A 23,990-nucleotide genomic window follows, 5' to 3' on the forward strand; every position below is an offset into this window, starting at 1 on the left:
CGCCGTTGGCTGATTTAGCCAACGGCGTTTTTTTATGGCCGCCTGCGGCGGATCGCTGGCAAGCCAGCTCCCACAGGGATTTTCTGCGCACATAAATCCCGGTTCACTGAAGATCACTGTGGGAGCTGGCTTGCCAGCGATGGCGGCCGACAAGACAACACACGACCCGGCTCGTACAATGCCCGCTGCCCCGCAGGAGACTTCCATGACGCGACCCGCCCCCGTCCGCAAACCCCGTGCCCGCAGCCAGGCGCGCATCGATTCGATACTCGACGCCGCACGCACGCTGCTGGCCGCCGAGGGCGTGGCCAGTCTGTCGATCTACAGCGTCGCCGAGCGTGCGCAGATCCCGCCCTCCTCCGTGTACCACTTCTTCGCCAGCGTCCCGGCGTTGCTCGAAGCACTGACGGCGGATGTACACGCCGCGTTCCGCGCTTGCCTGCAAGCACCGATCGATCATGAGGCCCTGCGTGACTGGCGCGATCTGTCGCGACTGGTCGAACAGCGCATGCTGGAGATCTACGATGAAGACGCCGCCGCGCGGCAGTTGATCCTCGCGCAACACGGTTTGACCGAGGTGACCCAGGCTGACCGCCAGCACGACATTGAGCTGGGCGACCTGATGCACAAGTTGTTCGATCATCACTTCGAGTTGCCGAGGCTGCCGGAGGATGTCGATGTGTTTGCCTTGGCGATGGAGCTGGGCGACCGGGTTTATGCGCGTTCGGTGCAGCAGCATGGGCAGATTACGCCGCGCATGGCCGAGGAAGGGATGCGGGTGTTTGATGCTTACATTGGGCTGTATCTGCCGCCGTATCTGCCCAAGCGCTGAGCCATGATCGTTCCCACGCTCTGCGTGGGAACGCAGCCCGTGACGCTCCGCGTCACTGGACGCGGAGCGTCCCTAGAGGCATTCCCACGCGGAGCGTGGGAACGATCACAAAAAACCCCGCAGGGCTCACGCCCTCCGGGGTTGTTTTTTACTCACCGGCTTACAACTTGGCGATCGACACCTCGGTGGATTTCACAAAGGCGATCACTTCGCTGCCGACCACCAGTTCCAGCTCCTTGACCGAGCGGGTGGTGATCACCGAAGTGACAATGCCCGAAGCGGTCTGCACGTCGATTTCCGACAGCACGTCGCCGAGGACGATTTCCTTGATCGAGCCTTTGAACTGGTTACGGACGTTGATGGCTTTGATAGTCATGGCAATGATTCCTGTCGTTTGCTTGAGTTATTGAGCCCAACGCAGTTGCGTAGGCAGTGGTGAAACAGGTTCCGGCGCCGGCGGTTCGCCGGGCAGGGAAAGAACACGGTTAAGCACTTCGGTTTCCAGCGCTGCAAGACGATGCGAACCACGTACCCGTGGGCGCGGCAGTTCCACATGCAGATCAAGGCCGACTTCGCCGTCCTCGATCAGAATCACCCGGTCGGCAATCGCCACCGCTTCGCTAACGTCGTGGGTCACCAGCAGCACGGTGAAGCCGTGTTGCTGCCAGAGACGTTCGATCAATTGCTGCATTTCAATCCGGGTCAGCGCATCCAGCGCACCGAGCGGTTCGTCGAGCAACAGCAGACGCGGCTGATGGATCAGTGCGCGTGCCAGTGCAACGCGTTGCTTCTGCCCGCCGGACAACGCCGCCGGCCACTCATTGGCGCGATCTGCCAGCCCCACCGCGTCCAGCGCCTCGAGCGCCTTGGGACGCCAGTTGCCTTTAAGGCCGAGGCCGACGTTGTCAATGATCTTCTTCCACGGCAGCAGACGCGCTTCCTGGAACATCAATCGGGTGTCTTCCCGCGCATCGCTGAGCGGCGCAGAACCGGCCAGCAAGTCGCCGCCAGTCGGTTGATCGAGGCCGGCGAGCAAGCGCAGCAAAGTACTTTTGCCGCAACCACTGCGCCCGACCACAGCGACGAATTGCCCCGCCGGAATGTGCAGATCGATGTCACGCAGCACTTGCCGCGCGCCGAAGGTTTTCTGCAGGTTGCGCACGGCCAGCGGTATCCCGCGCAGCAGGCGTGGAGGTTGTTGAGCGGTCATGCTGCACCTCCTTTGGCAACCTGATACGCCGGGTGCCAGCGCAGCCACACACGTTCAAGTCCACGGGCCGCAAGGTCGGCGAGTTTACCGAGCACCGCGTAAAGCAGGATCGCCAGCACCACCACGTCGGTCTGCAAAAACTCCCGGGCGTTCATCGCCAGATAGCCGATGCCGGAGCTGGCGGAAATGGTTTCAGCGACGATCAGCGTCAGCCACATAAAGCCCAGGGCAAAACGCACGCCGACCAGAATCGAAGGCAGCGCGCCCGGCAAAATCACTTGCCAGAACAGGCTGAAACCGGAGAGGCCATAACTGCGCGCCATCTCCACCAACGCCGGATCGACGTTGCGGATGCCGTGATAGGTGTTGAGGTAGATCGGGAACAGCGTGCCCAACGCCACCAGAAAAATCTTCGCCGACTCGTCGATGCCGAACCACAGGATCACCAACGGAATCAGCGCCAGGTGCGGCACGTTGCGGATCATCTGCACCGAGCTGTCGAGCAGGCGTTCGCCCCATTTCGACAGGCCGGTGATGAAACCCAGGACCAGACCGATGCTGCCGCCGATGGTGAAACCGAGTGCCGCGCGCCAGCCGCTGATCGCCAAGTGCGTCCAGATTTCACCGCTGCGCACCAGGCTCACGCCGGCTTCGATCACCGCCACCGGTGCCGGCAGAATCCGTGTCGACAACCAACCCGCCGACACCGACAACTGCCACACCGCCAGCAACAACACCGGCAACGCCCAAGGCGCGAGGCTGTGGATGATTTTCTTCATGGCGCGCCTCAGCTCTGCGACGCGGCTTTGGGAAGAATGTCGTTGGCAACCATCTCGCCGAACGGGCTGACATAACCGGCGCTTTTCGGCAGTTCCGGACGCTCGATGTCGAGGTGCGGGAACAGCAGTTCGGCGACGCGATACGATTCTTCGAGGTGTGGATAACCGGAGAAGATGAAGGTGTCGATGCCAAGATCGGCGTATTCCTTCACGCGCGCTGCCACGGTCGGGCCATCGCCAACCAGCGCCGTACCGGCACCGCCGCGTACCAGGCCAACACCGGCCCACAGGTTCGGGCTGACTTCGAGGTTGTCGCGGCTGCCACCGTGCAGCGCGGCCATACGTTGCTGGCCGACCGAATCGAAACGCGCCAGCGAGGCTTGAGCGCGGGCGATGGTGTCGTCGTCCAGGTGCGAGATCAGCCGATCCGCCGCTTGCCAGGCTTCAGCGTTGGTTTCGCGAACGATCACGTGCAGTCGAATACCGAAGCGCACGGTGCGGCCGAGCTTGGCGGCTTTGGCGCGCACTTGGGCAATCTTCTCGGCCACCGCGGCTGGCGGCTCGCCCCAGGTCAGGACCATTTCCACTTGTTCGGCAGCCAGATCTTGCGCCGCTTCCGAGGAACCACCGAAGTACAACGGCGGACGCGGCTGCTGGATCGGCGGATAGAGCAATTTCGCGCCCTTCACGCTGATGTGCTGACCGTCGTAATCGACGGTTTCGCCTTCGAGCACACGACGCCAGATGCGGGTGAATTCCACCGAGGCCTGATAACGCTCTTCGTGGCTGAGAAACAGACCGTCACCGGCCAATTCTTCCGGGTCACCGCCAGTCACCAGGTTGAACAGCGCACGCCCGCCAGACAGACGATCCAGCGTGGCTGCCTGCCGCGCTGCCACCGTCGGGGAAATGATCCCGGGGCGCAGGGCAACAAGGAACTTCAGACGTTGGGTCACCGGAATCAGCGACGCTGCCACCAGCCACGAGTCTTCACAGGAACGGCCGGTCGGAATCAGCACGCCGCCGAAACCCAGACGATCCGCCGCTTGCGCGACCTGTTGCAGATAACCGTGGTCGACGGCGCGAGCGCCTTCGGCGGTGCCAAGGTAATGGCCGTCGCCGTGGGTAGGCAGGAACCAGAAGATATTGAGGCTCATGGAGTGGTCTCCTTAGGGATTCGAGTTACTGGGCTTGGGTGGCCGAGCTTTGGGCCACAGCGGCCGGTGGTGTCCAGATCACATCCTTGATGCTCAGCGGCTTGGGAATCAGCTTGAGCTGGAAGAACGTGTCAGCGATTTTCTGCTGCGCGGCGACCACTTCCGGGGTCAGGAACAGCGCGCCGTAGCCCTGGCGTTTCACCGAGGTCAGGGTGATGTCCGCCGGCAGGCCGAGCAGTGGCGCGACTTGTTGAGTGACGTCTTCAGGATTGGCTTTCGACCACTCGCCGACAGCACGCACTTCTTCCACGAGGGTCTTGATCACCTGAGGATTTTTCTCTGCGTAAGGCTTGGTCGCGAGATAGAACTGATGGTTGTCGACGATGCCTTTGCCGTCGCGCAGGGTGTGCGCTTGCAATTGTTTCTCGGCGGCGGCCTGGTACGGATCCCAGATAACCCAGGCGTCGACGCTGCCACGTTCGAACGCAGCGCGGGCGTCGGCCGGCGGCAGGAATACGGTTTGAATGTCGGAGTACTTGAGACCGGCGTCTTCCAGCGCACGCACCAGCAGGTAGTGGACGTTGGAGCCTTTGTTCAGGGCGACTTTCTTGCCTTTGAGATCGGCTACCGATTTGATCGGCGAGCCTTTCGGCACAAGGATCGCTTCGCTGTTTGGCGCTGGCGGTTCGTAGGCGACGTAAAGCAGATCGGCGCCAGCAGCCTGAGCGAACACCGGCGGGGTTTCGCCGGTAACACCGAAGTCGATCGAGCCGACGTTCAGGCCTTCAAGCAGTTGCGGGCCGCCGGGGAATTCAGTCCATTGCACGTCGACGCCTTGAGCGGCCAGACGTTTTTCCAAAGTGCCCTTGGCTTTGAGCAGCACCAGCGTGCCGTACTTCTGGTAACCGATCCGAAGGGTCTCGGCTTGAGCTTGAGTGATGGCGCCGAAGGTGACAGCCGCAGCAAACAGAGCGACCAGACCACGACGCAAAAATACAGTGCGCATAGCGCTCTCCTTTTTGCTGTTGGGTTTTGGCTGCACCTGCTTAACCGTTAGCGGCTGAGTAAGGTGAAGTACATCAAATGCGGGTGAGGCTTAAATGCTCCAGCGAGCACTCAACAAACGTTCGTTCAACAGACCCGGTTCCAGCGGTTTCGGCCGGCGGGCCATGGCGCCGACAAACTGGTCCAGCGCTTCATGCAGACGCTGCTCCAGCGCTGGTGCCAGTTGTGCTGCGGCACTGCCTTCGCCGTACGCAATCTGGCTGTCCTCGGCGAAAATCCCCTGGAGCATTTCCTGGGCTTTCAACGCCGACAGCACAGGCTTGAGGGCGTAATCGACCACCAGCATGTGGGCGATGCTGCCGCCGGTGGCCATCGGCAAGACAATCTTGTGATTCAGGGCGCGCTCGGGCAGCAGATCCAGCAGCGTTTTCAATGCGCCGGAGAACGACGCTTTGTAAACCGGTGTGGCGATCAACAGGCCGTCGGCGTTTTCAATCTGTTGCAGCAGGTCGAGCACCTTCGGGCTGTCGAAGCGGGCGTGGAGCAGATCTTCGGCCGGGAAATCCCGAATCTGATAACTCACCACTTCCACGCCTTGCGCCTGCAACCAGCGTTGCGAGCGTTCCAGCAGCACCCCGGAACGGGAGCGCAGGCTGGGACTGCCACCGAGTGAGACGACCAGCATTGAGACAATTCCTTAAGCGTTACAGGCGATTCGCGGGTTGCGATCTCGCTTCGATGGGAGTGACCTTACCAGCTGATTGATATATCCATAAATCATATTTATTCATTTGGTTATGCTTTTTGGAGATATAAGGTCTGCGTTGTTTCAGGCGAAAAAAAAGGCCGTCGAAACGGCCTGAAATCCCCTGCTTAGTGGTTCCGTGGTGACTGGACTAACGCCTTCGCGAGCAGGCTCGCTCCCACATTTGGAATGCGATCACCTGTGGGAGCGAGCCTGCTCGCGAAAGCGGTGGTGGCTACACCGCAAATCTCACTTGTTCGGCTGTGGCGTCAGGCGCAGGTACGGCTTCACCGCGCGATAGCCCTTCGGAAAGCGCTGCTTGATCTCATCTTCATCCTTGAGCGAAGGCACAATCACCACCTCTTCACCGTCCTGCCAGTTGGCCGGCGTGGCAACCTTGTAGTTGTCGGTGAGCTGCAGCGAATCGATCACCCGCAAGATCTCGTGGAAGTTGCGCCCGGTGCTCGCCGGGTAAGTGATGGTCAGGCGAACCTTCTTGTTCGGATCGATGACGAACAGCGAACGCACGGTCAGCGTGTCATTGGCGTTCGGGTGGATCAGGTCATACAGATCCGAAACCTTGCGATCGGCATCGGCCAGGATCGGGAAGTTGACGATGGTGTTCTGGGTTTCGTTGATGTCTTCGATCCACTTGTGGTGTGAATCCACCGGGTCGACCGACAAGGCGATGGCTTTGACGCCGCGCTTGGAGAATTCATCTTTGAGTTTGGCGGTGAAGCCCAGCTCGGTGGTGCACACCGGGGTGAAGTCTGCCGGGTGGGAGAACAGCACGCCCCAGCTATCGCCCAGCCACTCGTGAAAACGAATCTTGCCGGCGCTGGAATCCTGTTCGAAGTCGGGGGCGATGTCGCCGAGTCTGAGGCTCATGGTGCTGCTCCTGATGAGGTATTGGAGAACTCAACTGTAGCTCGGGATTTGCCATCATGAAAAAGAATAAATAAATAGATATCTAGATCATAAATGAATATTAAACATCTGTTCACTGGACGCCCGACGGCATCCCGACGAACATCGGCTGCAAGGTTCGAGAAGGCCTTGAGTTGCTGTAAAGAGGGGAATTTCGGGGAGGGCTTACGGGGGTGAGCCTGACTCGAAAACGCAAAAGCCCCGTCCGGCGCGATGCCGGACGGGGCTTTTTTTACATCAACGAATCGAGACGCGCTATTACAGCAGCGGGATCGAGTAGCTGACGATCAGGCGGTTTTCGTCCTGCGAACGGGTGCTCGGCAGATCGGTGCGCCATACAGCGTTTTTCCACATCAGGCCGACGTTCTTGAACGGACCTTCCGGTACAACGTAACCGATGGTGAAGTCGCGTTCCCACTCGGAGCTGTTCGAACCGTTCTCACGACCGTTGGTGCCAACGGTATCGATCGAATCGCCTTTGAGGTAAACCACACCGGCGGTCAGGCCAGGTACGCCAACTTTAGCGAAGTCATACGAGTAGCGAGCCTGCCAGGTTTTTTCGCCGGCACGACCGAACTTCTGGATCTGCATGTCGGTGATGGTGTAGTTCGACGAACCGTCGCCCTGGTTCAGCCAAGGGAAGTCGCTGCTGCCATTGGAAACCTGGTAACCGCCACCGAAGGTGTGGCCTTCAACGGTGTACAGGAACAGGCCGCTGTACAGGTTGTTGTCGACTTCACCGCGACCGTTACGCACGCCGGTGTAGTTACCGGTGCTGTAGTAGGCTGGATCGGTACCGTTTTTGCCGTCATCGGAGCTGTTGAAGTAACGGAAATCGGATTTCAATACGCCCGGGCCGATTGCCCAGTTGTGAACCAGACCCAGGAAGTGCTGCTTGTAGAAGTCTTCCAGGTTGCCGTAGTAGTACTGGGCAGTCAGGTCTTTGGTGATCTTGTAGTCACCACCGGCGTAGATGAACTTGTTGCTGTCACGGAAACCGGTACCACGGGTGTTTGCACCGCTGATGGACAGGTTTTCGTTGTTGCTGGAGTTACGACCTTTCACAGCTTCGATCTGACCGCCGACCAGAGTCAGGTCCTTGATTTCGCCGGAAGTGATCTGGCCACCCTGCCAGGTTTGTGGCAGCAGACGACCGTCGTTGGTGACGATTACCGGGTTCTTCGGCTGCAGAGTGCCGAGCTTCAGTTCAGTCTGGGAGATCTTGGCTTTGGCAGTCAGACCCAGGCTGGAGAAGTTGTCCACGGCTTTACCGTTGGATTCGCTCGGGAACACAGTGCCGCCGTAAGCGGTACCGCTGTTGCCGTTGGTGCCGCCGCCCGAATCCAGACGCACGCCCAGCAGGCCGATGGCGTCGATACCGAAGCCGACGGTGCCTTGGGTGTAGCCGGAGATGAAACGCAGATCGAAGCCTTGGCCCCACTCTTCGTTCTTGTTCGGGCCAGTGCCGTCGCGGTTGTCGGTGTTGATGTAGAAGTTACGCAGCCCCAGAGTTGCCTTGCTGTCTTCGATGAAACCGGCGGCGCCTGCCTGCTGCGCCAAAACCCCTACGGCCACAGCCAGGGCCAAGGTGGACTTGTTCATGTAAAGCTCCTCTCGTTTCTAATTTTTGTGTTCCTGGTCCCGGGTCTATTGCCCTGGATCCTAAGATGCGCGATTAGCGCCAGACCGTGACCGACAAGTCAATCGTAACTATGTATGTCTACGACCAAGGTCTAATCGCAGTGATTTGGTCCCTGCAGATTACTGATTTCCCGTTAACCAAAAAAAGAATTATTTAATTCTTTTTAATACCATTCGAGTATATGGCCCATTAATGGCCACCTGCAGCGGGATACAGGATATCGGCTACTAAGCTCATTCCTAAATGGTATTTGTTAGCCTTTTTTTAGATCGATTAGCTTTGGCGTATTCAAATCACGTCAAACCCTATCCAAAAGGCGACGCCATCATGGCCAAACGCGCACTATCGAGTCAATTTGTTACAGTTTGTGTATCGGCGATATTTTCTTTTTCCGCACAGGCAGCCAACCTCACCATTGGCTACCAAACCGGTATCGACCCGAGCAAAGTCCCGCAGGCTGACGGTGTCTACGAGAAAACCATTGGCGAGAAGATCGACTGGCGTCGTTTCAACAGCGGCCCGGAAGTTGTGACAGCCATTGCTTCGGGCGACGTGCAGATCGGCAATCTCGGTTCCAGCCCGTTGGCGGCGGCGGCCTCGCGTAATCTGCCGATCGTGGCGTTCATTGTTTCGGCGCAGATCAACGCCGCCGAAGCACTGGTGGTGCGCAATGGCAGCGGCATCAATACCCCGCAGGAACTGGTCGGCAAGACCATCGCCACACCCTTCGTTTCCACCTCGCATTACAGCCTGCTCGGTGCCCTGAAGCATTGGGGTCTGGACGCTTCGAAAGTCAAAGTGGTGAACCTGCAACCCGCAGAGATCGCCGCAGCGTGGAAGCGCGGCGATATTGACGGGGCATTTGTCTGGTCGCCAGCGCTGGGTGAAATTCGCAAGACCGGCAAGACCCTGACCGATGCGGCGCAGGTCGGTCAGTGGGGCGCGCCGACCTTCGAAGTCTGGGTGGCTCGCAAGGATTTTGCCGAGAAGCATCCAGAGGTTGTAGCAAAGTTTGCCAAGGTCACGCTGGACTCGTTTGCTGATTACGCGGCGCACAAAGACAGCTGGACGGCTGACTCGGTGCCTGTACAGAAAATCGCCAAACTGACCGGTGCCAATGCCGCCGACGTGCCGGAATTGCTTGCCGGTTCCGCATTCCCGGATGCCAAGGCACAACAAACCACGGCGCTGCTGGACGGCGGCACGGCGAAGGCGATTGGCGAAACGGCAAAGTTTTTGAAGGAACAGGGCAAGGTTGAAACGGTGCTGCCGGACTACTCACCGTACGTGAGCGCCAAATTCATCACCGAGTAATTGATCGTTCCCGCGCTCTGCGTGGGAATGCAGCCCGGGACGCTCCGCGTCCCATCAAAAGCCGAACGCGGAGCGTCCGTTGAGGCATTCCCACGCAGAGCGTGGGAACGATCGAATGGACCAACTCGGTTAGAGGGTTTTTTCGAAGATCTTCGAGTTACGCTGATAGTTGTACAGCGACGCCCGCGCCGCTGGCAGGCGCTCGACGCTGCTTGGTTCGAACCCACGCTCGCGGAACCAGTGTGCGGTGCGTGTGGTGAGAACGAACAAGGTCTTCAAACCCTGCGCCCGTGCGCGGGTTTCGATGCGCTCCAACAGTTCATCACCGCGACCGCCATGGCGATACTCCGGATTCACCGCAAGGCACGCGAGCTCACCGGCATCGGAATCGGCAATCTGATACAGCGCCGCACAGGCGATGATCATGCCTTCACGCTCGACCACGCTGAACTGCTCGATCTCGCGCTCCAGCACTTCGCGCGAACGACGCACCAGAATCCCCTGCTCTTCCAGCGGGCTGATCAGGTCGAGCAAGCCGCCGACGTCTTCAATCGCCGCCTCGCGGACCAATTCGAATTGTTCTTGCGCCACCAACGTACCGCCACCGTCACGGGTGAACAGCTCGGTCAGCAGCGCGCCGTCTTCGGCGTAACTGACGATATGGCTGCGCGCCACGCCGCCACGGCAAGCTTCGGCTGCAGCATCGAGCAATTCCGCCTGATAGTTGCTGCCCAAGCGCTGCAAATGCGCCGGCACTTGTTGCGGACGCAGTTCGCGCACCAGTTTGCCGTTCTCGTCGATCAGGCCGAGGTCGGCGCCGAACAGCAGCAGCTTGTCGGCGCCCAGATCGATGGCAGCGCGGGTGGCGACGTCTTCGCAGGCCAGGTTGAAGATCTCACCGGTCGGCGAGTAGCCCAACGGCGACAGCAGCACGATCGAGCGCTCGTCGAGCAAACGGTTGATGCCTTTGCGGTCGACCCGGCGCACTTCGCCGGTGTGGTGATAGTCGACGCCTTCCAGCACGCCGATCGGCCGCGCCGTGACGAGGTTGCCGCTGGCCACGCGCAGACGCGAGCCCTGCATCGGCGACGAGGCCATGTCCATCGACAGCCGCGCTTCGATGGCGATGCGCAGCTGACCAACCGCATCGATCACACATTCCAGCGTAGCGGCATCGGTGATGCGCATGCCGTGGTGGTAATGCGGGGTCAGGCCACGAGCAGCGAGGCGGGTTTCGATCTGCGGGCGCGAACCGTGCACCAGCACCAAACGCACGCCAAGGCTGTGCAGCAGGACGATGTCGTGGACGATGTTGCCGAAATTCGGATGTTCGACGCCGTCGCCGGGCAGCATGACGACGAAGGTGCAGTCGCGGTGGGCATTGATGTAAGGAGATGCGTGGCGAAGCCAATTGACGTATTCGGGCATGAACCTGGGCCTTTAATAAATAGCAGCCTAAAAAGGGGCGAAACGGAAAACTCACAGCGGGCTGATGGTTATCGTCGGAACAGGCTTGGCGACACGCGCGCTCTCCTCATGAATACGGGTTGGATTCCCACTAATTTAACGACTTGCCCCTGTAGGAGCTGCCGCAGGCTCGGGCCGCGATCGGACGATCTTTTGATCTTCTGAAACAAAAGCAAAAGATCGCAGCCTTCGGCAGCTCCTACAAGGGATGCGTTCAATTCTTCAGGCAGTAATGTTCAATCAGTTGCCGTAATAGATGCACGGTAGGCTGCAAACGTGACATTTCAAGGTATTCGCCGGGCTGATGCGCGCAGGCGATGTCGCCGGGGCCGAGCACGATGGTTTCGCAGCCAAGGCGCTGAAGATAGGGCGCTTCGGTGCCAAACGCTACTGCTTCGGCGCTGTGACCGGTGAGCTTTTCAGCGATGCGCACCAGTTCAGCGTCTTCGGCTTGCTCGAACGGCGGCACTTCCGGGAACAATGGTTTGTAGTCGATTTTCACCTGATGCCGCTCGGCCACCGGATTGAGCTTGCGCAGAATCTCCGCGCGCAGGACTTTCGGGTCCATCCCCGGCAACGGCCGCAGGTCGAATTCCAGCGAGCACTGGCCGCAGATGCGGTTCGGGTTGTCACCGCCATGGATGCAACCGAAGTTCATCGTCGGTTGCGGCACGCTGAACTGCGGATTGTTGAATTCACGCTGCCACAGCAGGCGCAGGCCGCGCAGTTCGCCAATCGCATCGTGCATCGCTTCGAGGGCGCTATGACCCAGGCGCGGATCTGACGAATGGCCGCTCTGCCCGAGAATGTCGATGCGCTCCATCATGATGCCCTTGTGCATGCGGATCGGCTTGAGCCCGGTCGGCTCGCCGATCACCGCCGCACGGCCCAGCGGACGCCCGGCCTCAGCCAGTGCGCGGGCGCCGGACATTGAGCTTTCTTCATCGCAGGTGGCGAGGATCAGCAACGGTTGCTTGAACGGCTGATCGAGCAGCGGCTGCACGGCTTCGATGATCAGCGCGAAAAAGCCTTTCATGTCGCAACTGCCCAGGCCAACCCAGCGGCCATCGACTTCGGTGAGCTTCAGCGGGTCGGTCTGCCACAACGCATCGTCGTACGGCACCGTGTCGCTGTGCCCGGCCAGCACCAGGCCGCCGGGGCCGCTGCCGAAACTGGCAAGCAGATTGAATTTGCCGGGGCTGACCTGCTGGATATCGCAGCTGAAACCCAGGTCGCCCAGCCAACCGGCGAGCAAATCGATCACCGCCCGATTGGACTGATCGAGGTTCGGTTGGGTACAGCTGACCGACGGCGCGGCGATCAGCGCCGCGAACTGGTCTTGCATGGACGGCAAAGGCATCGCTGACTCCAACTCCCGATTTGAAGTCCATCATAGAACCATCCGGCGTCAGGAATAAACCGCCGCAGGGCGTAGGACGAATCAGTCCTGTACACTGCACGGCCTTGGCAGCCACATATTCCCCCGGCTGCGCTCCCGATCCTGGATTTTCCGGCCATGCAGAAAGAAACCGAAATCAAACTCCGCGTCAGCCGCGAAACCCTCGCCGCCCTGCGCGAGCACCCGTTACTGAAGAAACGCAACAAAAGTGGCTGGGAACGCCGTGAGTTGATGAACCAGTACTTCGACACGCCCGAGCGCGATCTGGCCCAGGCGAAAGTCGCCCTGCGCCTGCGCAAGGACGGTGACGAAGTGATTCAGACCCTCAAGACCCGTGGCCAGAGCGTCGCCGGTCTGTCCGAGCGTAACGAATACGACTGGAAGTTGCCGAAAGCCAAGCTCGACGTGAAGAAACTCGACGGCGAATGCTGGCCCGAGTCGCTGGCCGAGCTGGACAAGAAAACCCTCAAGCCGATCTTCACCACCGATTTCGTCCGCGAACGCGCCGAAATCGCCTGGGGCCGTGGCAAGACGAAAGTGGTCATCGAAGCCGCGCTGGACCTCGGTCACGTTGTGGTCGGCAAGCAGAAAGAAGAAATCTGCGAGCTGGAACTGGAATTGCGCGAAGGCGAGCCCGCCGCGCTGCTGGAGCTCGCCGCTGAACTGGCTGAAACCCTGGCACTGATGCCGTGCGACATCAGCAAGGCTGAGCGCGGCTATCGTCTGTACGACGCCAACAGCTACTCGCTGAGCCTGCCGGCGCCGGAGTTGACCGCAGAAACCCAGCTCGACGACGCCTTCGCCGCACTGAGCTGGCACTTGCTCGGCAGCAGTCAGCGTCTGGCGGAACAGTATCGTTTCAATGGTCACTGGCGCCTGTTGCTCGACTGGGTCGAGAACCTCGCGGAAATGCGCGCCCTGCTCAGCAGCCTCGGCCAGGCCGCACCGCGTCAGTCGACCCACGACTTGCGCGTTGCTCTGGATGCGTTGCTGGAAGACTGGCGCCCGCTGGTACAGGCCGGTATCGAAGACGAAGACGTGCGCAAAGCTGCCCCAGAGCAGTTCCTCGAAGAACTCGAAGACCCGCGCTGGGGCCTGTTCTCGCTGAACACTTCGCGCTGGTTGCTGGCTCGCACCTGGACCGCCGAGCGCAACGTGCGTGGCAACCGTCAGGGCGGCGCGCAGTTGCACAGCTGGCTCCCGCGCACCTTGGGCGAAGAAGCGACGGCCTTGCAGTTGCAGCGTTATCAGCAGCAGCCGGAAGATCTGGCCGAACAACTGCCGCGTATCGAGCGCATTCAGGTCTGGCTGCATCACGCCCGTAACGTGCTGGAGATCCCGGAAATGGATCGTCTGTACGGTGAACTGAACAAGCTGGCGCAACTGGCCAACGAGCCGACGATCACTGACGAACTGCTCGACGCACGCAAGCAGCAGGCGATTGCGGTTTACCAGAATCGCGCGTGGAAAATGCTCCTGCGCATGTAACACCTCTGTGATGATCGTTCCCACGCTGATCGTTCCCACGCTCTGCGTGGGAATGCAGCCCGGGACGCTCCGCGTCCCAAAGCGGACGCAGAGCGTCCATTGAGGCATTCCCACGCGGAGCGTGGGAACGATCAGGGTCAGACCGGGAGACTGGTGGTGGACTTGATCTCCGATAACGCCACAATCGAATTCACTTCCTGTATCCCCGGCACCAGCGACAGCTTCTCGAAGAAAAACCGTTCATACGCCTCAATGTCCGCCGCGACAATCCGCAACAAAAAATCCACCGCGCCCATCAGCACATAACACTCCAGCACCTCCGGAAACCCGCGAATCGCTTCGGTGAACTCGGTGAAGTTCGAACGCCCATGCGCGTTGAGTTTGATCTCGGCAAAGATCTGCGTGTTGAGGCCAATCTTCTTGCGATCAAGCAAGGTCACCTGACCGCGAATGATCCCCTCCTCCTTCATCCGCTGAATCCGCCGCCAGCACGGCGATTGCGACAGGCCGACCTGCTCGGCGATCTGTGCGCTGGACAGCGAAGCGTCCTCTTGCAGCAAGGCGAGAATCTTGCGGTCGTAGCTGTCCAGCTCGCTGTGCATATAAAAACCTCTAATGGAATATTCTGCGAATTGATCCAGTCGATCATTCGCCAATAACGCCGATCATAGCCAAGAAATACCCCGCACCTAATGTAAAAATTCCTCCAGAGATTTTGGAGATTGGCCATGCCGCACCTTGAAGCCGTGAACAACGCACCTACCCGTGCTGACGTCTGGAACGTCAGTAATGCCCACTGCCTGGCGCAATATCAGATCCTTGCCGAGGCTGAGCCGGACTTGCTGGTGCGGGTGCTCAACCTGTTCGCACTGCAATTCCTCACGCCCGAGCAGGTCAACGTGCAGCGGATGGACGACGTGATGTCGATCGACCTGGTCATGGGCGGTTTGAGCTGGCATCGCGCACAAGTGATCGCGGAAAAACTTCGTAACCTGATCAGTGTTTGCTCGGTGAACCTGCAAAACGCCGACAGCGCTTGGGACGCCCCTGCGCAAGCCGCTGGCTGACAAATCCGGCAACGCCTTCGTCGGGTAGTGGCCCAACGGTCAGCGGGGCCGCGACTATCCTTTTGCGCACTGTCGCTCAAAAGGAAGCCCGCATGTCCGTTCAACTCGCCACTCAGGACCGCTGGCTGGAACTCAATGATGTGTTGCGTGAACTGGTCGCCCAAGGCTTTATCGGCCAGGACGCTGCAGAGCAGGCGCTGAATGCCCGCCGCCGCCACGCCGCCCATGGCCAGATGCACCCGCTGGAATTCATCGCCAGCCAGCAGCTCGACGACCTCAGCCGTCCGGGCAAACACCTCGACCTGGAAAGCCTGACCCTGTGGCTGGCGCAGCAGGCCGGCCAGCCGTATTTGCGTATCGACCCGTTGAAAATCAACGTCGCCGCAATCACCCCGTTGATGTCTTACGCCTTCGCGCAACGGCACAGGATTCTCGCGATAGCGGTTGACCGCGATTCGGTGACCGTGGCCAGTGCCCAGCCCTACGTCACCGCTTGGGAAGCCGATCTGACTCACGTGTTGAAACTGCCGATCAAACGGGTCGTGGCCAACCCGGCGGATATCCAGCGTTTCAGCGTCGAGTTTTTCCGCCTGGCAAAATCGGTCAGCGGCGCCAGCAGTGCCGACGCCCAGGGCGGCAACCTCGGCAACTTCGAACAACTGCTTAACCTCGGCGCCAGCGATCAGGAGCCAGATGCCAACGACGCGCACATCGTCAATATCGTCGACTGGCTGTTCCAGTACGCCTTCCAGCAACGCGCCAGCGATATCCACATCGAACCACGGCGCGAGCAAGGCACGGTGCGGTTTCGTATCGACGGCGTGCTGCACAACGTTTATCAATTCCCGCCGCAGGTGACCATGGCGATTGTCAGTCGCCTGAAAAGCCTGGGCCGAATGAATGTCGCCGAGAAGCGCAAACCCCAGGACGGCCGGGTCAAAACCAAGACTCCAGACGGCGGCGAAGTCGAGCTGCGCCTGTCGACGTTGCCCACTGCGTTCGGCGAAAAAATGGTCATGCGGATTTTCGATCCGGACGTGCTGCTCAAGGATTTCGACCAACTGGGTTTCAGCGCCGATGACCTGCGGCGCTGGCAGGACATGACCCGTCAGCCCAACGGCATCATTCTGGTCACCGGGCCAACCGGTTCGGGTAAAACCACCACGCTGTACACCACGCTGAAAAAACTGGCGACGCCGGAAGTGAACCTCTGCACGATCGAAGACCCGATCGAAATGGTCGAGCCGGCGTTCAACCAGATGCAGGTGCAGCACAATATCGACCTGAGCTTCGCCGCCGGCGTGCGTGCGTTGATGCGGCAAGACCCGGACATCATCATGATCGGCGAGATCCGCGACCTCGAAACCGCCGAAATGGCCATTCAGGCCGCGCTCACCGGGCACTTGGTGCTGTCGACTTTGCACACCAACGACGCCCCCAGTGCGATCAGTCGCCTGCTCGAACTCGGCGTACCGCATTACCTGATCAAGGCCACCGTGCTCGGGGTCATGGCTCAGCGTCTGGTGCGCACCTTGTGTCCGTACTGCAAGGCACCGTTGAATCTCGAAGAGCCAGACTGGCAAACCTTGACCCGCCCTTGGCAGGCACCGCTGCCGAGCAATGCGCAACGCGCCATAGGCTGCCTCGAATGCCGCGACACCGGCTATCACGGCCGCGCCGGGGTCTATGAAATCATGCAACTGAGCGACAGCCTCAAGGCGTTCATCACCCCGGACACCGATCTCACGGCAATCCGCCGCCAGGCGTTCAAGGAAGGCATGCGCAGCCTGCGCCTGTCCGGTGCGCAGAAAGTCGCGGCGGGGCTGACGACGGTTGAGGAGGTGCTGCGGGTGACGCCGCAGAGTGAGCTGAAATAGCTCGTCACGGAACTGGATCGGGGGATTGGCAATCCAACGCCACAGTTAACCCCCAGGAGTCATCTCATCATGCGTCTCAAACTTGCTGTCGCCACACTGGCCTTGCTGTCCCTTCCCGTTGGTTCGGCCATGGCGGACAGCTTTTGGCGTAACGTCATCTCGTCCGGTGCCACCACCGGTTCGACCTACCTGACCTTCAAGGATCACAAGCTGATCATCGCTGCCCAGGACGACGCCGGCAGTTTCGTCGCCAGTGACGGCGGCATTCGTGGGCCGTATCTGGAAGCAGCGATGCAGAAAGTCCGCGCCGACAATCCGGGCCTGCAGGCGACTGATATGGAATTGGCCAATGCGATTCTGGCGAAGAACGCGGTTGCTTCCGAGTAAGCCTTTCGCACACAAAGATGCCGCTCAATCGAGCGGCATTTTTTTGCCCGGATTACAGGATCACCACAATCCCTTGTAGGAGTGAGCCTGCTCGCGATAGCGGTGTATCAGTCACCCGAGAATTTGCCTGATACACCGCTATCGCGAGCAGGCTCACTCCTACAGGGGAACTGTGTAAACCTGAGTATCAGCGGTAATCGTCCACCGGGACGCAGGCGCAAAACAGGTTGCGGTCACCGTAAACGTTATCGACCCGATTCACCGCCGGCCAATATTTGTGCGCCTGGGTGTGCTCATCCGGGGTGATGCCTTGCTCGATGCTGTAGGGCCGTTCCCAAACTCCGGTGACATCCGCCAGCGTATGCGGTGCCCGTTTGAGCGGGTTGTCCTCGGCCGGCCAATTGCCGTTCTGCACTTCGGTGATTTCTGCACGAATGCTCAACATGGCGCCGATAAACCGGTCCAGTTCAGCCTTCGATTCGCTCTCGGTCGGTTCGACCATCAACGTCCCCGGCACCGGGAAGGACATGGTCGGCGCATGGAAACCGTAATCCATCAAGCGCTTGGCGACGTCCTCCTCACTGATTCCGGTCAGCGCCTTCAATGGCCGCAAATCGAGAATGCATTCATGCGCGACCCGGCCGTTGCGCCCGGTGTACAGCACCGGGAACGCACCGGATAAATGCTGCGCCAGGTAATTCGCCGCGAGAATCGCCACCTCGCTGGCGTCCGCCAGTTGCGGGCCCATCATGGCGATGTACATCCAGCTGATCGGCAAAATACTCGCACTGCCCCATGGCGCCGCGCTGACGGCGCCGTTCTGCGCCAACGGCCCATCGATTGGCACCACCGGATGATTGGCGACAAACGGCGCCAGATGCGCGCGAATGCCGATCGGCCCCATGCCCGGCCCGCCGCCGCCATGGGGAATGCAGAAGGTCTTGTGCAAATTCATGTGCGACACGTCAGCGCCAATGTCCGCCGGCCGCGCCAACCCGACCTGCGCGTTGAGGTTGGCGCCGTCCATGTACACCTGACCGCCATGCTGGTGGATAACTTCGCAGATTTCGCTGATGCCCTCCTCGTACACGCCGTGGGTCGACGGATAGGTCGCCATCAGGCACGACAGTTTTGCCCCGGCCTCCGCTGCCTTGGCTTTCAAGTCATCAAGATCAACGTTGCCAGCCTCGTCGCACTCGACGATCACCACCCGTAACCCGACCATTTGCGCCGAGGCCGGGTTGGTGCCGTGGGCCGACGACGGAATCAGGCACACATCGCGCCCGCCCTGCTGGCGGCTCTCGTGGTATTTGCGAATCGCCAGCAGTCCGGCGTATTCGCCCTGCGCACCGGAATTGGGCTGCATGCAGATCGCATCGAATCCGGTGATCGCGCACAACCAGCGCTCCAGCTCTTCGATCATCAGCGTGTAGCCGACGGCTTGCTCGCGCGGCACGAACGGATGCAGGTTGGCGAATTGCGGCCAGGTGATCGGGATCATTTCGCTGGTGGCGTTGAGTTTCATGGTGCAGGAGCCCAGCGGGATCATCGACTGATTGAGTGCCAGATCCTTGTTTTCCAGTTGTTTGAGGTAGCGCAGCATCTCGGTTTCGCTGTGATGGGCGTTGAAGACCGGATGGCGCAGGTAGGGTGTTTTGCGCTGGAGGCTGTCGGGGATGCCGGAAACAAGCGCTTCAGCATCAAGTTCGTCGACGTTCAATCCATGATCGGCACCGAGCAGCACATCGAACAGCTTGGCCACGGTGCTCTCATCGCACGTCTCATCGAGACTCAGCCCCACTCGACCGCGCCCGAGTATTCTCAGATTGATCTGGGCAGCTTGAGCGCTTTCGATGACCGCCGTTTGCGCACCGCCGACGTCCAGCGTCAGCGTGTCGAAAAACTGCGCATTGAACCGGTTGATGCCTTTTCGCTCAAGTCCCGCCGCCAGAATGCAGGTGAGCCGGTGCACCCGCTGAGCGATGCGCTTCAGACCTTCCGGCCCGTGATAGACCGCGTAGAAACTGGCAATGTTGGCCAGCAGCACCTGCGCCGTGCAGATGTTCGAATTGGCCTTCTCGCGGCGGATATGTTGCTCGCGGGTTTGCAGGGCCATGCGCAGCGCCACATTGCCCCGGGCGTCCTTCGACACGCCGATGATCCGCCCGGGAATCGCCCGTTTGTATTCCTCACGGCTGGCGAAGAACGCCGCATGCGGGCCGCCGTAACCCATCGGCACGCCAAAGCGCTGGGACGAACCGAACACTACATCCGCGCCCAATTCGCCCGGCGGCGTCAGCAACAACAGACTCAACAAATCCGTCGCGACGCAGGCCAGCGCCTGTTGCGCATGCAGATGATCAATCAAGGGCCGCAGATCGTGAATCTCGCCGTGGGTGTCGGGATACTGCAGCAGCGCGCCGAACACCTGATGCTGTTTCAAGTTGTCCACAGCGTCGATAATCAGCTCGAAGCCGAAACCTTCCGCGCGGGTCTGCACCACGGAAATGGTTTGCGGATGACAGTTCTCATCGACGAAAAACAGATTGCTCTTCGACTTCGCCACACGCTTGGCCAGCGCCATCGCTTCCGCCGCTGCCGTGGCTTCATCGAGCAGCGAGGCGTTGGCCAACTCCAGACCGGTGAGGTCGATGGTCAGTTGCTGAAAATTCAGCAGCGCTTCGAGCCGGCCCTGGGCGATTTCCGGTTGATAGGGTGTGTACGCGGTGTACCAGCCGGGATTTTCCAGCACATTGCGCAGGATAACGGTCGGGGTGAGGGTGCCGTGGTAGCCCATGCCGATCAGGCTGGTCCAGACCTGATTCTGCTCGGCGTAACCACGCAGCTTGGCCAGTGCGGCTTGTTCATCCAGCGCCGGTGGCAAATCCAGTGCGCGATTGAAGCGAATGCCCGGCGGCACGGTCTGTTCGATCAGTTCGACGCGGCTGCCGAGGCCGAGACTGTCGAGCATCGCTTGTTGCTCGGCGGCATCGGGGCCGAGGTGGCGGCGCAGGAAGGCATCAGGGTCGCGTAACTGGCTCAGGGACGGCAACTGGGACATGACGGGCTCTCACTTGGCTGGCGCTCGGCGTCAATGCAACACGGTCAAACCAGCATAGCAGCCGATGTGGCAACCCATTTTCAGTGCACCGCATACCCCTGTAGGAGTGAGCCTGCTCGCGATAGCGTTCCTTCAGACACCTTAAAGCTGACTGACCCACCGCTATCGCGAGCAGGCTCACTCCTACAGGGGATTGCATCGTGCATGAAAAAGCCCCGACGGGTCGGGGCTTTGCGGTGTTGCTTAATGCTTACTCGCCGATGGCAGCCTTGTAAGCGGCAGCATCCAGCAGCTTGTCCAGCTCGGCCTTGTCGCTTGGCTTGAGCTTGAAGATCCACGCGCCGTACGGGTCGGAGTTCAGCAGTTCCGGGGAGCCACCCAGCTCTTCGTTGACCGCGATGACTTCACCGCTGATCGGCGAATAGATGTCGGACGCGGCTTTCACCGATTCAACCACACCGGCTTGATCTTCAGCGGCGAAGACTTTGCCGACTTCGGTCAGCTCGACGAACACCACGTCGCCCAGCGCTTCCTGCGCGTGATCGCTGATGCCCACGGTGACGGTGCCGTCCGCTTCCAGACGTGCCCATTCATGACTCTCGGCAAAACGCAGTTCAGCGGGGATATTGCTCATCTTCGGTGTCCTCGGGAATTGGGTCAGCGGTCATGCCCGCCGGAAAAAGGTTAGATCAAGGTTTTGCCATGGCGTACGAAGGTCGGTTTGACCACCCGTACCGGGTACCACTTGCCACGGATTTCCACTTCGGCGCGGTCGGCAGTAGCCATTGGAACACGCGCCAGGGCAATCGATTTGCTTAGCGTAGGAGAGAAACTACCACTGGTGATCTCCCCTTCGCCAACATCGGCGATGCGAACCACCTGATGGGCGCGCAAAACACCGCGCTCTTCCAGCACCAGACCAACCAGTTTGTGCGCAACCCCGGCGGCTTTTTCCGCCTCAACGGCAGCGCGGCCGATGAACTGGCGCGAGGCCGGTTCCCAAGCAATGCTCCAGGCCATGTTCGAGGCCAGCGGCGAGACGTCTTGATGAATGTCCTGACCGTAAAGATTCATCCCGGCTTCCACCCGCAGGGTGTCGCGGGCACCGAGGCCGATCGGCGAAATGCCGGCGCCGACCAGGTCGTTGAAGAACCCCGGCGCCTGACTGGCGGGCAGACAGATTTCCAGGCCATCCTCACCGGTGTAGCCGGTACGGGCGATGAACCAGTCGCCGTCGGTGTAGCCTTCGAAGGGTTTGAGGTGCTGGATCAGCGTGGCGCGAGACTGGGTCACCAGTTCGGCAATCTTGTGCCGGGCCTGCGGGCCTTGAATGGCGAGCATCGCCAGCTCGGAGCGCTCGTGCAGTTGCACGTCGTAATCGCCGCGCTGCGCGTTCATCCAGGCCAGATCCTGATCGCGGGTGGAGGCGTTGAACACCAGACGATAAGCGTCCTCGAGGCGGTAGACGATCATGTCATCGACGATGCCGCCGCGCTCATTGAGCATCGTGCTGTACAACGCACGCCCGGGGCGGTGCAGGCGGTCGACATCGTTGGCCAGCAAATGCTGCAGCCAGGTTTTGGCCTGGGAGCCGGTGACATCGATCACGGTCATGTGGGATACATCGAATACCCCGCAATCGCGGCGCACTTCGTGGTGCTCCTCGACCTGCGAGCCGTAATGCAGTGGCATGTCCCAACCGCCAAAATCGACCATCTTCGCGCCGAGGGCGAGATGCAGGTCATACAGAGGCGTACGCTGTCCCATGGGTTTCTCCTTCCGGGCGTGGCGAGGGTGCGGACAGCCGCTGCACGGGATGAAAGCCTTGATATACAAGGCTCTCAGCCGATCCCAGCGAACCGGTCTGTCAGACGAACCGCACCGAATGCCGCGCATTGTAGCCGCATGATTGAGGACTGACGACTAAGTGTTTCGGTGCGCCGAGCGGCGGATCAGGCCGATGACCGGCAACAAGCCAACCAGAACCAGGGTCAGCGCCGGCAACGAAGCCCGCGCCCATTCGCCTTCGCTGGTCATTTCAAAGATCCGCACCGCCAGCGTATCCCAGCCAAACGGGCGCATCAGCAGGGTCGCGGGCATTTCCTTGAGCACATCGACGAACACCAGCAACGCCGCGCTTAACGTGCCGGGCAACAACAGTGGCAGATACACTTTGAAAAACAGTCGCGGCCCACTGACACCGAGGCTACGTGCTGCTTCAGGCAAAGATGGCCGTATACGCGCCAGACTATTTTCCAGCGGGCCGTATGCGACCGCGATAAAGCGCACCAGATACGCCATCAGCAACGCCGCCAGACTGCCCAGCAGTAACGGTTTGCCCGCACCGCCGAGCCAGCCCGAAAGCGGAATCACCAGCTCGCGATCCAGGTAACTGAACGCCAGCATGATCGACACCGCCAGCACCGAGCCCGGCAGGGCGTAACCGAGATTGGCCAGGCCTACGCCGGAGTCGATCGCCGGCGTCGGCGCCAGTCGCCGGGCGAAGGCCAGCAACAACGCGACGCTGACGGTAATCAACGCCGCCATGCCACCCAGATAGAGGGTGTGCAGGATCAGCCCGGCATAGCGCTCATCCAGGTCGAAACGTCCACGCTGCCAGAACCAGACAATCAGTTGCAGCATCGGAATCACGAAGGCGCAGGCGAAGACCAGTCCGCACCAGCTCATCGCTGCGAGCGCCTTGAATCCGCGTAGGTGATACAGCGCTTTCACCCGAGGCCGCTCGTTGCTCGCCCGGTTGGCGCCGCGCGCACGACGTTCGCCATACAGCACCAGCATCACCACCAGCAGCAACAGACTGGCCAGTTGCGCCGCGCTCGACAGGCTGAAGAAGCCGTACCAGGTTTTGTAGATCGCGGTGGTGAAGGTGTCGAAGTTGAACACCGACACCGCACCGAAATCAGCGAGTGTTTCCATCAGCGCCAGCGCCACACCGGCGCCAATGGCCGGGCGTGCCATCGGCAACGCTACGCGCCAGAAGGCTTGCCACGGCGATTTACCGAGCACCCGTGCGGCTTCCATCAAGCCTTTGCCTTGCGCAAGAAACGCAGTACGCGCCAGCAAGTAGACGTAGGGATAGAAAACCAGCACCAGCACGATAATCACCCCGCCAGTGGAGCGCACCCGTGGCAGGCGCAAGCCAGTGCCGAACCATTCCCTGAGCAGGGTTTGCACCGGGCCGGCGAAATCCAGCAGACCGACGAAGACAAAGGCCAGCACATACGCGGGAATGGCGAAGGGCAGCATCAGCGCCCAGTCGAGCCAGCGCCGCCCGGGGAATTCGCAGAGGCTGGTAAGCCAGGCCAGGCTGACGCCGAGCAGCGTCACGCCGACGCCGACGCCGAGTACCAGAGTCAGCGTGTTGCCGAGCAGACGCGGCATCTGGGTTTGCCACAGGTGCGACCAGATTTGTTGGTCGATGGTCTGCCAGGACAGCAGCAGAACGCTCAGCGGCAACAGCACCAGCGCGGCAATGGCGAAGACGATGGGGTACCAGCGGCGTTGGGCGGGGTGGGCCAAGGAAACAGTCTCGTTCAAATGATTGTGCCCACGCTCTGCGTGGGCACACATCCTGTGACGCTCTGCGTCACGCTGTCGGCGGCACGACGCAGA

21 protein-coding genes are annotated in these 23,990 nt (G+C 60.5%); 6 read left to right on the top strand and 15 right to left on the bottom strand.

Annotated features, from left to right (window positions below; all coding sequences use genetic code 11):
• Nucleotides 1–205 precede the first annotated feature (205 nt).
• The gene (locus ACIPIZ_RS13900; RefSeq protein ID WP_034151970.1) at nt 206–832 is read left to right on the top strand and encodes a TetR/AcrR family transcriptional regulator; all 627 of its coding nucleotides are present in this window, start codon (nt 206–208) and stop codon (nt 830–832) included.
• Between the two features lie 160 nt (nt 833–992).
• Here the strand turns inward: ACIPIZ_RS13900 and ACIPIZ_RS13905 are convergent, their stop codons facing one another.
• The 8 genes from ACIPIZ_RS13905 to ACIPIZ_RS13940 all read right to left on the bottom strand — a co-directional run bounded on the left by ACIPIZ_RS13905 (nt 993) and on the right by ACIPIZ_RS13940 (nt 8,257).
• Entirely contained in the window at nt 993–1,208 is a 216-nt protein-coding gene (locus tag ACIPIZ_RS13905; protein WP_003229256.1) for a molybdopterin-binding protein, read from the bottom strand.
• Between the two features lie 27 nt (nt 1,209–1,235).
• On the bottom strand, nt 1,236–2,042 hold the full coding sequence (gene ssuB, locus ACIPIZ_RS13910) for an aliphatic sulfonates ABC transporter ATP-binding protein (protein WP_007913838.1): 807 nt from the start codon (nt 2,040–2,042) through the stop codon (nt 1,236–1,238).
• Nucleotides 2,039–2,821 carry an aliphatic sulfonate ABC transporter permease SsuC gene (gene ssuC, locus ACIPIZ_RS13915; protein ID WP_003229260.1) on the bottom strand — a complete coding sequence of 261 codons (783 nt, stop codon included), beginning with the start codon at nt 2,819–2,821 and terminating at the stop codon, nt 2,039–2,041. The genes ssuB and ssuC overlap by 4 nt, the downstream gene beginning before the upstream one ends.
• Nucleotides 2,822–2,829: 8 nt before the next feature.
• Nucleotides 2,830–3,978, bottom strand: a complete 1,149-nt coding sequence (ssuD, locus tag ACIPIZ_RS13920; RefSeq protein ID WP_018928626.1) for an FMNH2-dependent alkanesulfonate monooxygenase — start codon at nt 3,976–3,978, stop codon at nt 2,830–2,832.
• Nucleotides 3,979–4,003: 25 nt separating this feature from the next.
• Nucleotides 4,004–4,984, bottom strand: coding sequence for a sulfonate ABC transporter substrate-binding protein (locus ACIPIZ_RS13925; RefSeq protein ID WP_401165750.1), 981 nt, complete (start codon nt 4,982–4,984; stop codon nt 4,004–4,006).
• 90 nt (nt 4,985–5,074) lie between these two features.
• Entirely contained in the window at nt 5,075–5,668 is a 594-nt protein-coding gene (ssuE, locus tag ACIPIZ_RS13930; protein ID WP_064389466.1) for an NADPH-dependent FMN reductase, read from the bottom strand.
• Between the two features lie 309 nt (nt 5,669–5,977).
• Entirely contained in the window at nt 5,978–6,616 is a 639-nt protein-coding gene (locus ACIPIZ_RS13935) for a peroxiredoxin (RefSeq protein WP_064389467.1), read from the bottom strand.
• Nucleotides 6,617–6,913: 297 nt separating this feature from the next.
• Nucleotides 6,914–8,257, bottom strand: a complete 1,344-nt coding sequence (locus ACIPIZ_RS13940) for an OprD family porin (RefSeq protein WP_064389468.1) — start codon at nt 8,255–8,257, stop codon at nt 6,914–6,916.
• A gap of 367 nt (nt 8,258–8,624) precedes the next feature.
• Here ACIPIZ_RS13940 and tauA point away from each other — a divergent pair, with 367 nt between their 5' ends.
• Complete coding sequence (gene tauA, locus ACIPIZ_RS13945) at nt 8,625–9,611, top strand: taurine ABC transporter substrate-binding protein (protein ID WP_401165753.1); 987 nt, start codon at nt 8,625–8,627, stop codon at nt 9,609–9,611.
• A 129-nt stretch (nt 9,612–9,740) separates the two neighbouring features.
• Here tauA and argA read toward each other — a convergent pair whose 3' ends face one another.
• A complete protein-coding gene (argA, locus tag ACIPIZ_RS13950; RefSeq protein ID WP_064389470.1) occupies nt 9,741–11,039 on the bottom strand; it encodes an amino-acid N-acetyltransferase in 1,299 nt (432 codons plus the stop codon).
• Nucleotides 11,040–11,292: 253 nt separating this feature from the next.
• Nucleotides 11,293–12,438 (bottom strand): acetylornithine deacetylase, encoded by a 1,146-nt coding sequence (gene argE / locus ACIPIZ_RS13955; RefSeq protein WP_105704617.1) that lies wholly within the window; start codon nt 12,436–12,438, stop codon nt 11,293–11,295.
• Between the two features lie 156 nt (nt 12,439–12,594).
• On the opposite strand from argE, the gene ACIPIZ_RS13960 reads away from it, so the two are divergent.
• Entirely contained in the window at nt 12,595–13,965 is a 1,371-nt protein-coding gene (locus ACIPIZ_RS13960) for an inorganic triphosphatase (protein ID WP_064389472.1), read from the top strand.
• A 137-nt stretch (nt 13,966–14,102) separates the two neighbouring features.
• Here the strand turns inward: ACIPIZ_RS13960 and ACIPIZ_RS13965 are convergent, their stop codons facing one another.
• Nucleotides 14,103–14,567 (bottom strand): Lrp/AsnC family transcriptional regulator, encoded by a 465-nt coding sequence (locus ACIPIZ_RS13965; protein ID WP_016983809.1) that lies wholly within the window; start codon nt 14,565–14,567, stop codon nt 14,103–14,105.
• A gap of 126 nt (nt 14,568–14,693) precedes the next feature.
• Here ACIPIZ_RS13965 and ACIPIZ_RS13970 point away from each other — a divergent pair, with 126 nt between their 5' ends.
• From ACIPIZ_RS13970 to ACIPIZ_RS13980, 3 genes are all read left to right on the top strand, one after another.
• The gene (locus ACIPIZ_RS13970) at nt 14,694–15,032 is read left to right on the top strand and encodes a hypothetical protein (protein WP_401165756.1); all 339 of its coding nucleotides are present in this window, start codon (nt 14,694–14,696) and stop codon (nt 15,030–15,032) included.
• A 92-nt stretch (nt 15,033–15,124) separates the two neighbouring features.
• Nucleotides 15,125–16,909, top strand: coding sequence for a GspE/PulE family protein (locus ACIPIZ_RS13975; protein WP_064389475.1), 1,785 nt, complete (start codon nt 15,125–15,127; stop codon nt 16,907–16,909).
• A gap of 66 nt (nt 16,910–16,975) precedes the next feature.
• Entirely contained in the window at nt 16,976–17,296 is a 321-nt protein-coding gene (locus tag ACIPIZ_RS13980; RefSeq protein ID WP_171057234.1) for a DUF2388 domain-containing protein, read from the top strand.
• Nucleotides 17,297–17,483: 187 nt separating this feature from the next.
• Here the strand turns inward: ACIPIZ_RS13980 and gcvP are convergent, their stop codons facing one another.
• From gcvP to ACIPIZ_RS14000, 4 genes are all read right to left on the bottom strand, one after another.
• Nucleotides 17,484–20,357, bottom strand: coding sequence for an aminomethyl-transferring glycine dehydrogenase (gene gcvP, locus ACIPIZ_RS13985; protein WP_401165759.1), 2,874 nt, complete (start codon nt 20,355–20,357; stop codon nt 17,484–17,486).
• A gap of 250 nt (nt 20,358–20,607) precedes the next feature.
• On the bottom strand, nt 20,608–20,991 hold the full coding sequence (gene gcvH, locus ACIPIZ_RS13990; protein ID WP_064389477.1) for a glycine cleavage system protein GcvH: 384 nt from the start codon (nt 20,989–20,991) through the stop codon (nt 20,608–20,610).
• A 50-nt stretch (nt 20,992–21,041) separates the two neighbouring features.
• The gene (gene gcvT, locus ACIPIZ_RS13995; RefSeq protein WP_122660208.1) at nt 21,042–22,124 is read right to left on the bottom strand and encodes a glycine cleavage system aminomethyltransferase GcvT; all 1,083 of its coding nucleotides are present in this window, start codon (nt 22,122–22,124) and stop codon (nt 21,042–21,044) included.
• Between the two features lie 156 nt (nt 22,125–22,280).
• Entirely contained in the window at nt 22,281–23,897 is a 1,617-nt protein-coding gene (locus tag ACIPIZ_RS14000) for an ABC transporter permease (RefSeq protein WP_401165762.1), read from the bottom strand.
• Between the last annotated feature and the right edge of the window lie 93 nt (nt 23,898–23,990).

The sequence above is a fragment of the Pseudomonas sp. NPDC087690 genome, assembly GCF_044743175.1.
Lineage (GTDB): Bacteria > Pseudomonadota > Gammaproteobacteria > Pseudomonadales > Pseudomonadaceae > Aquipseudomonas.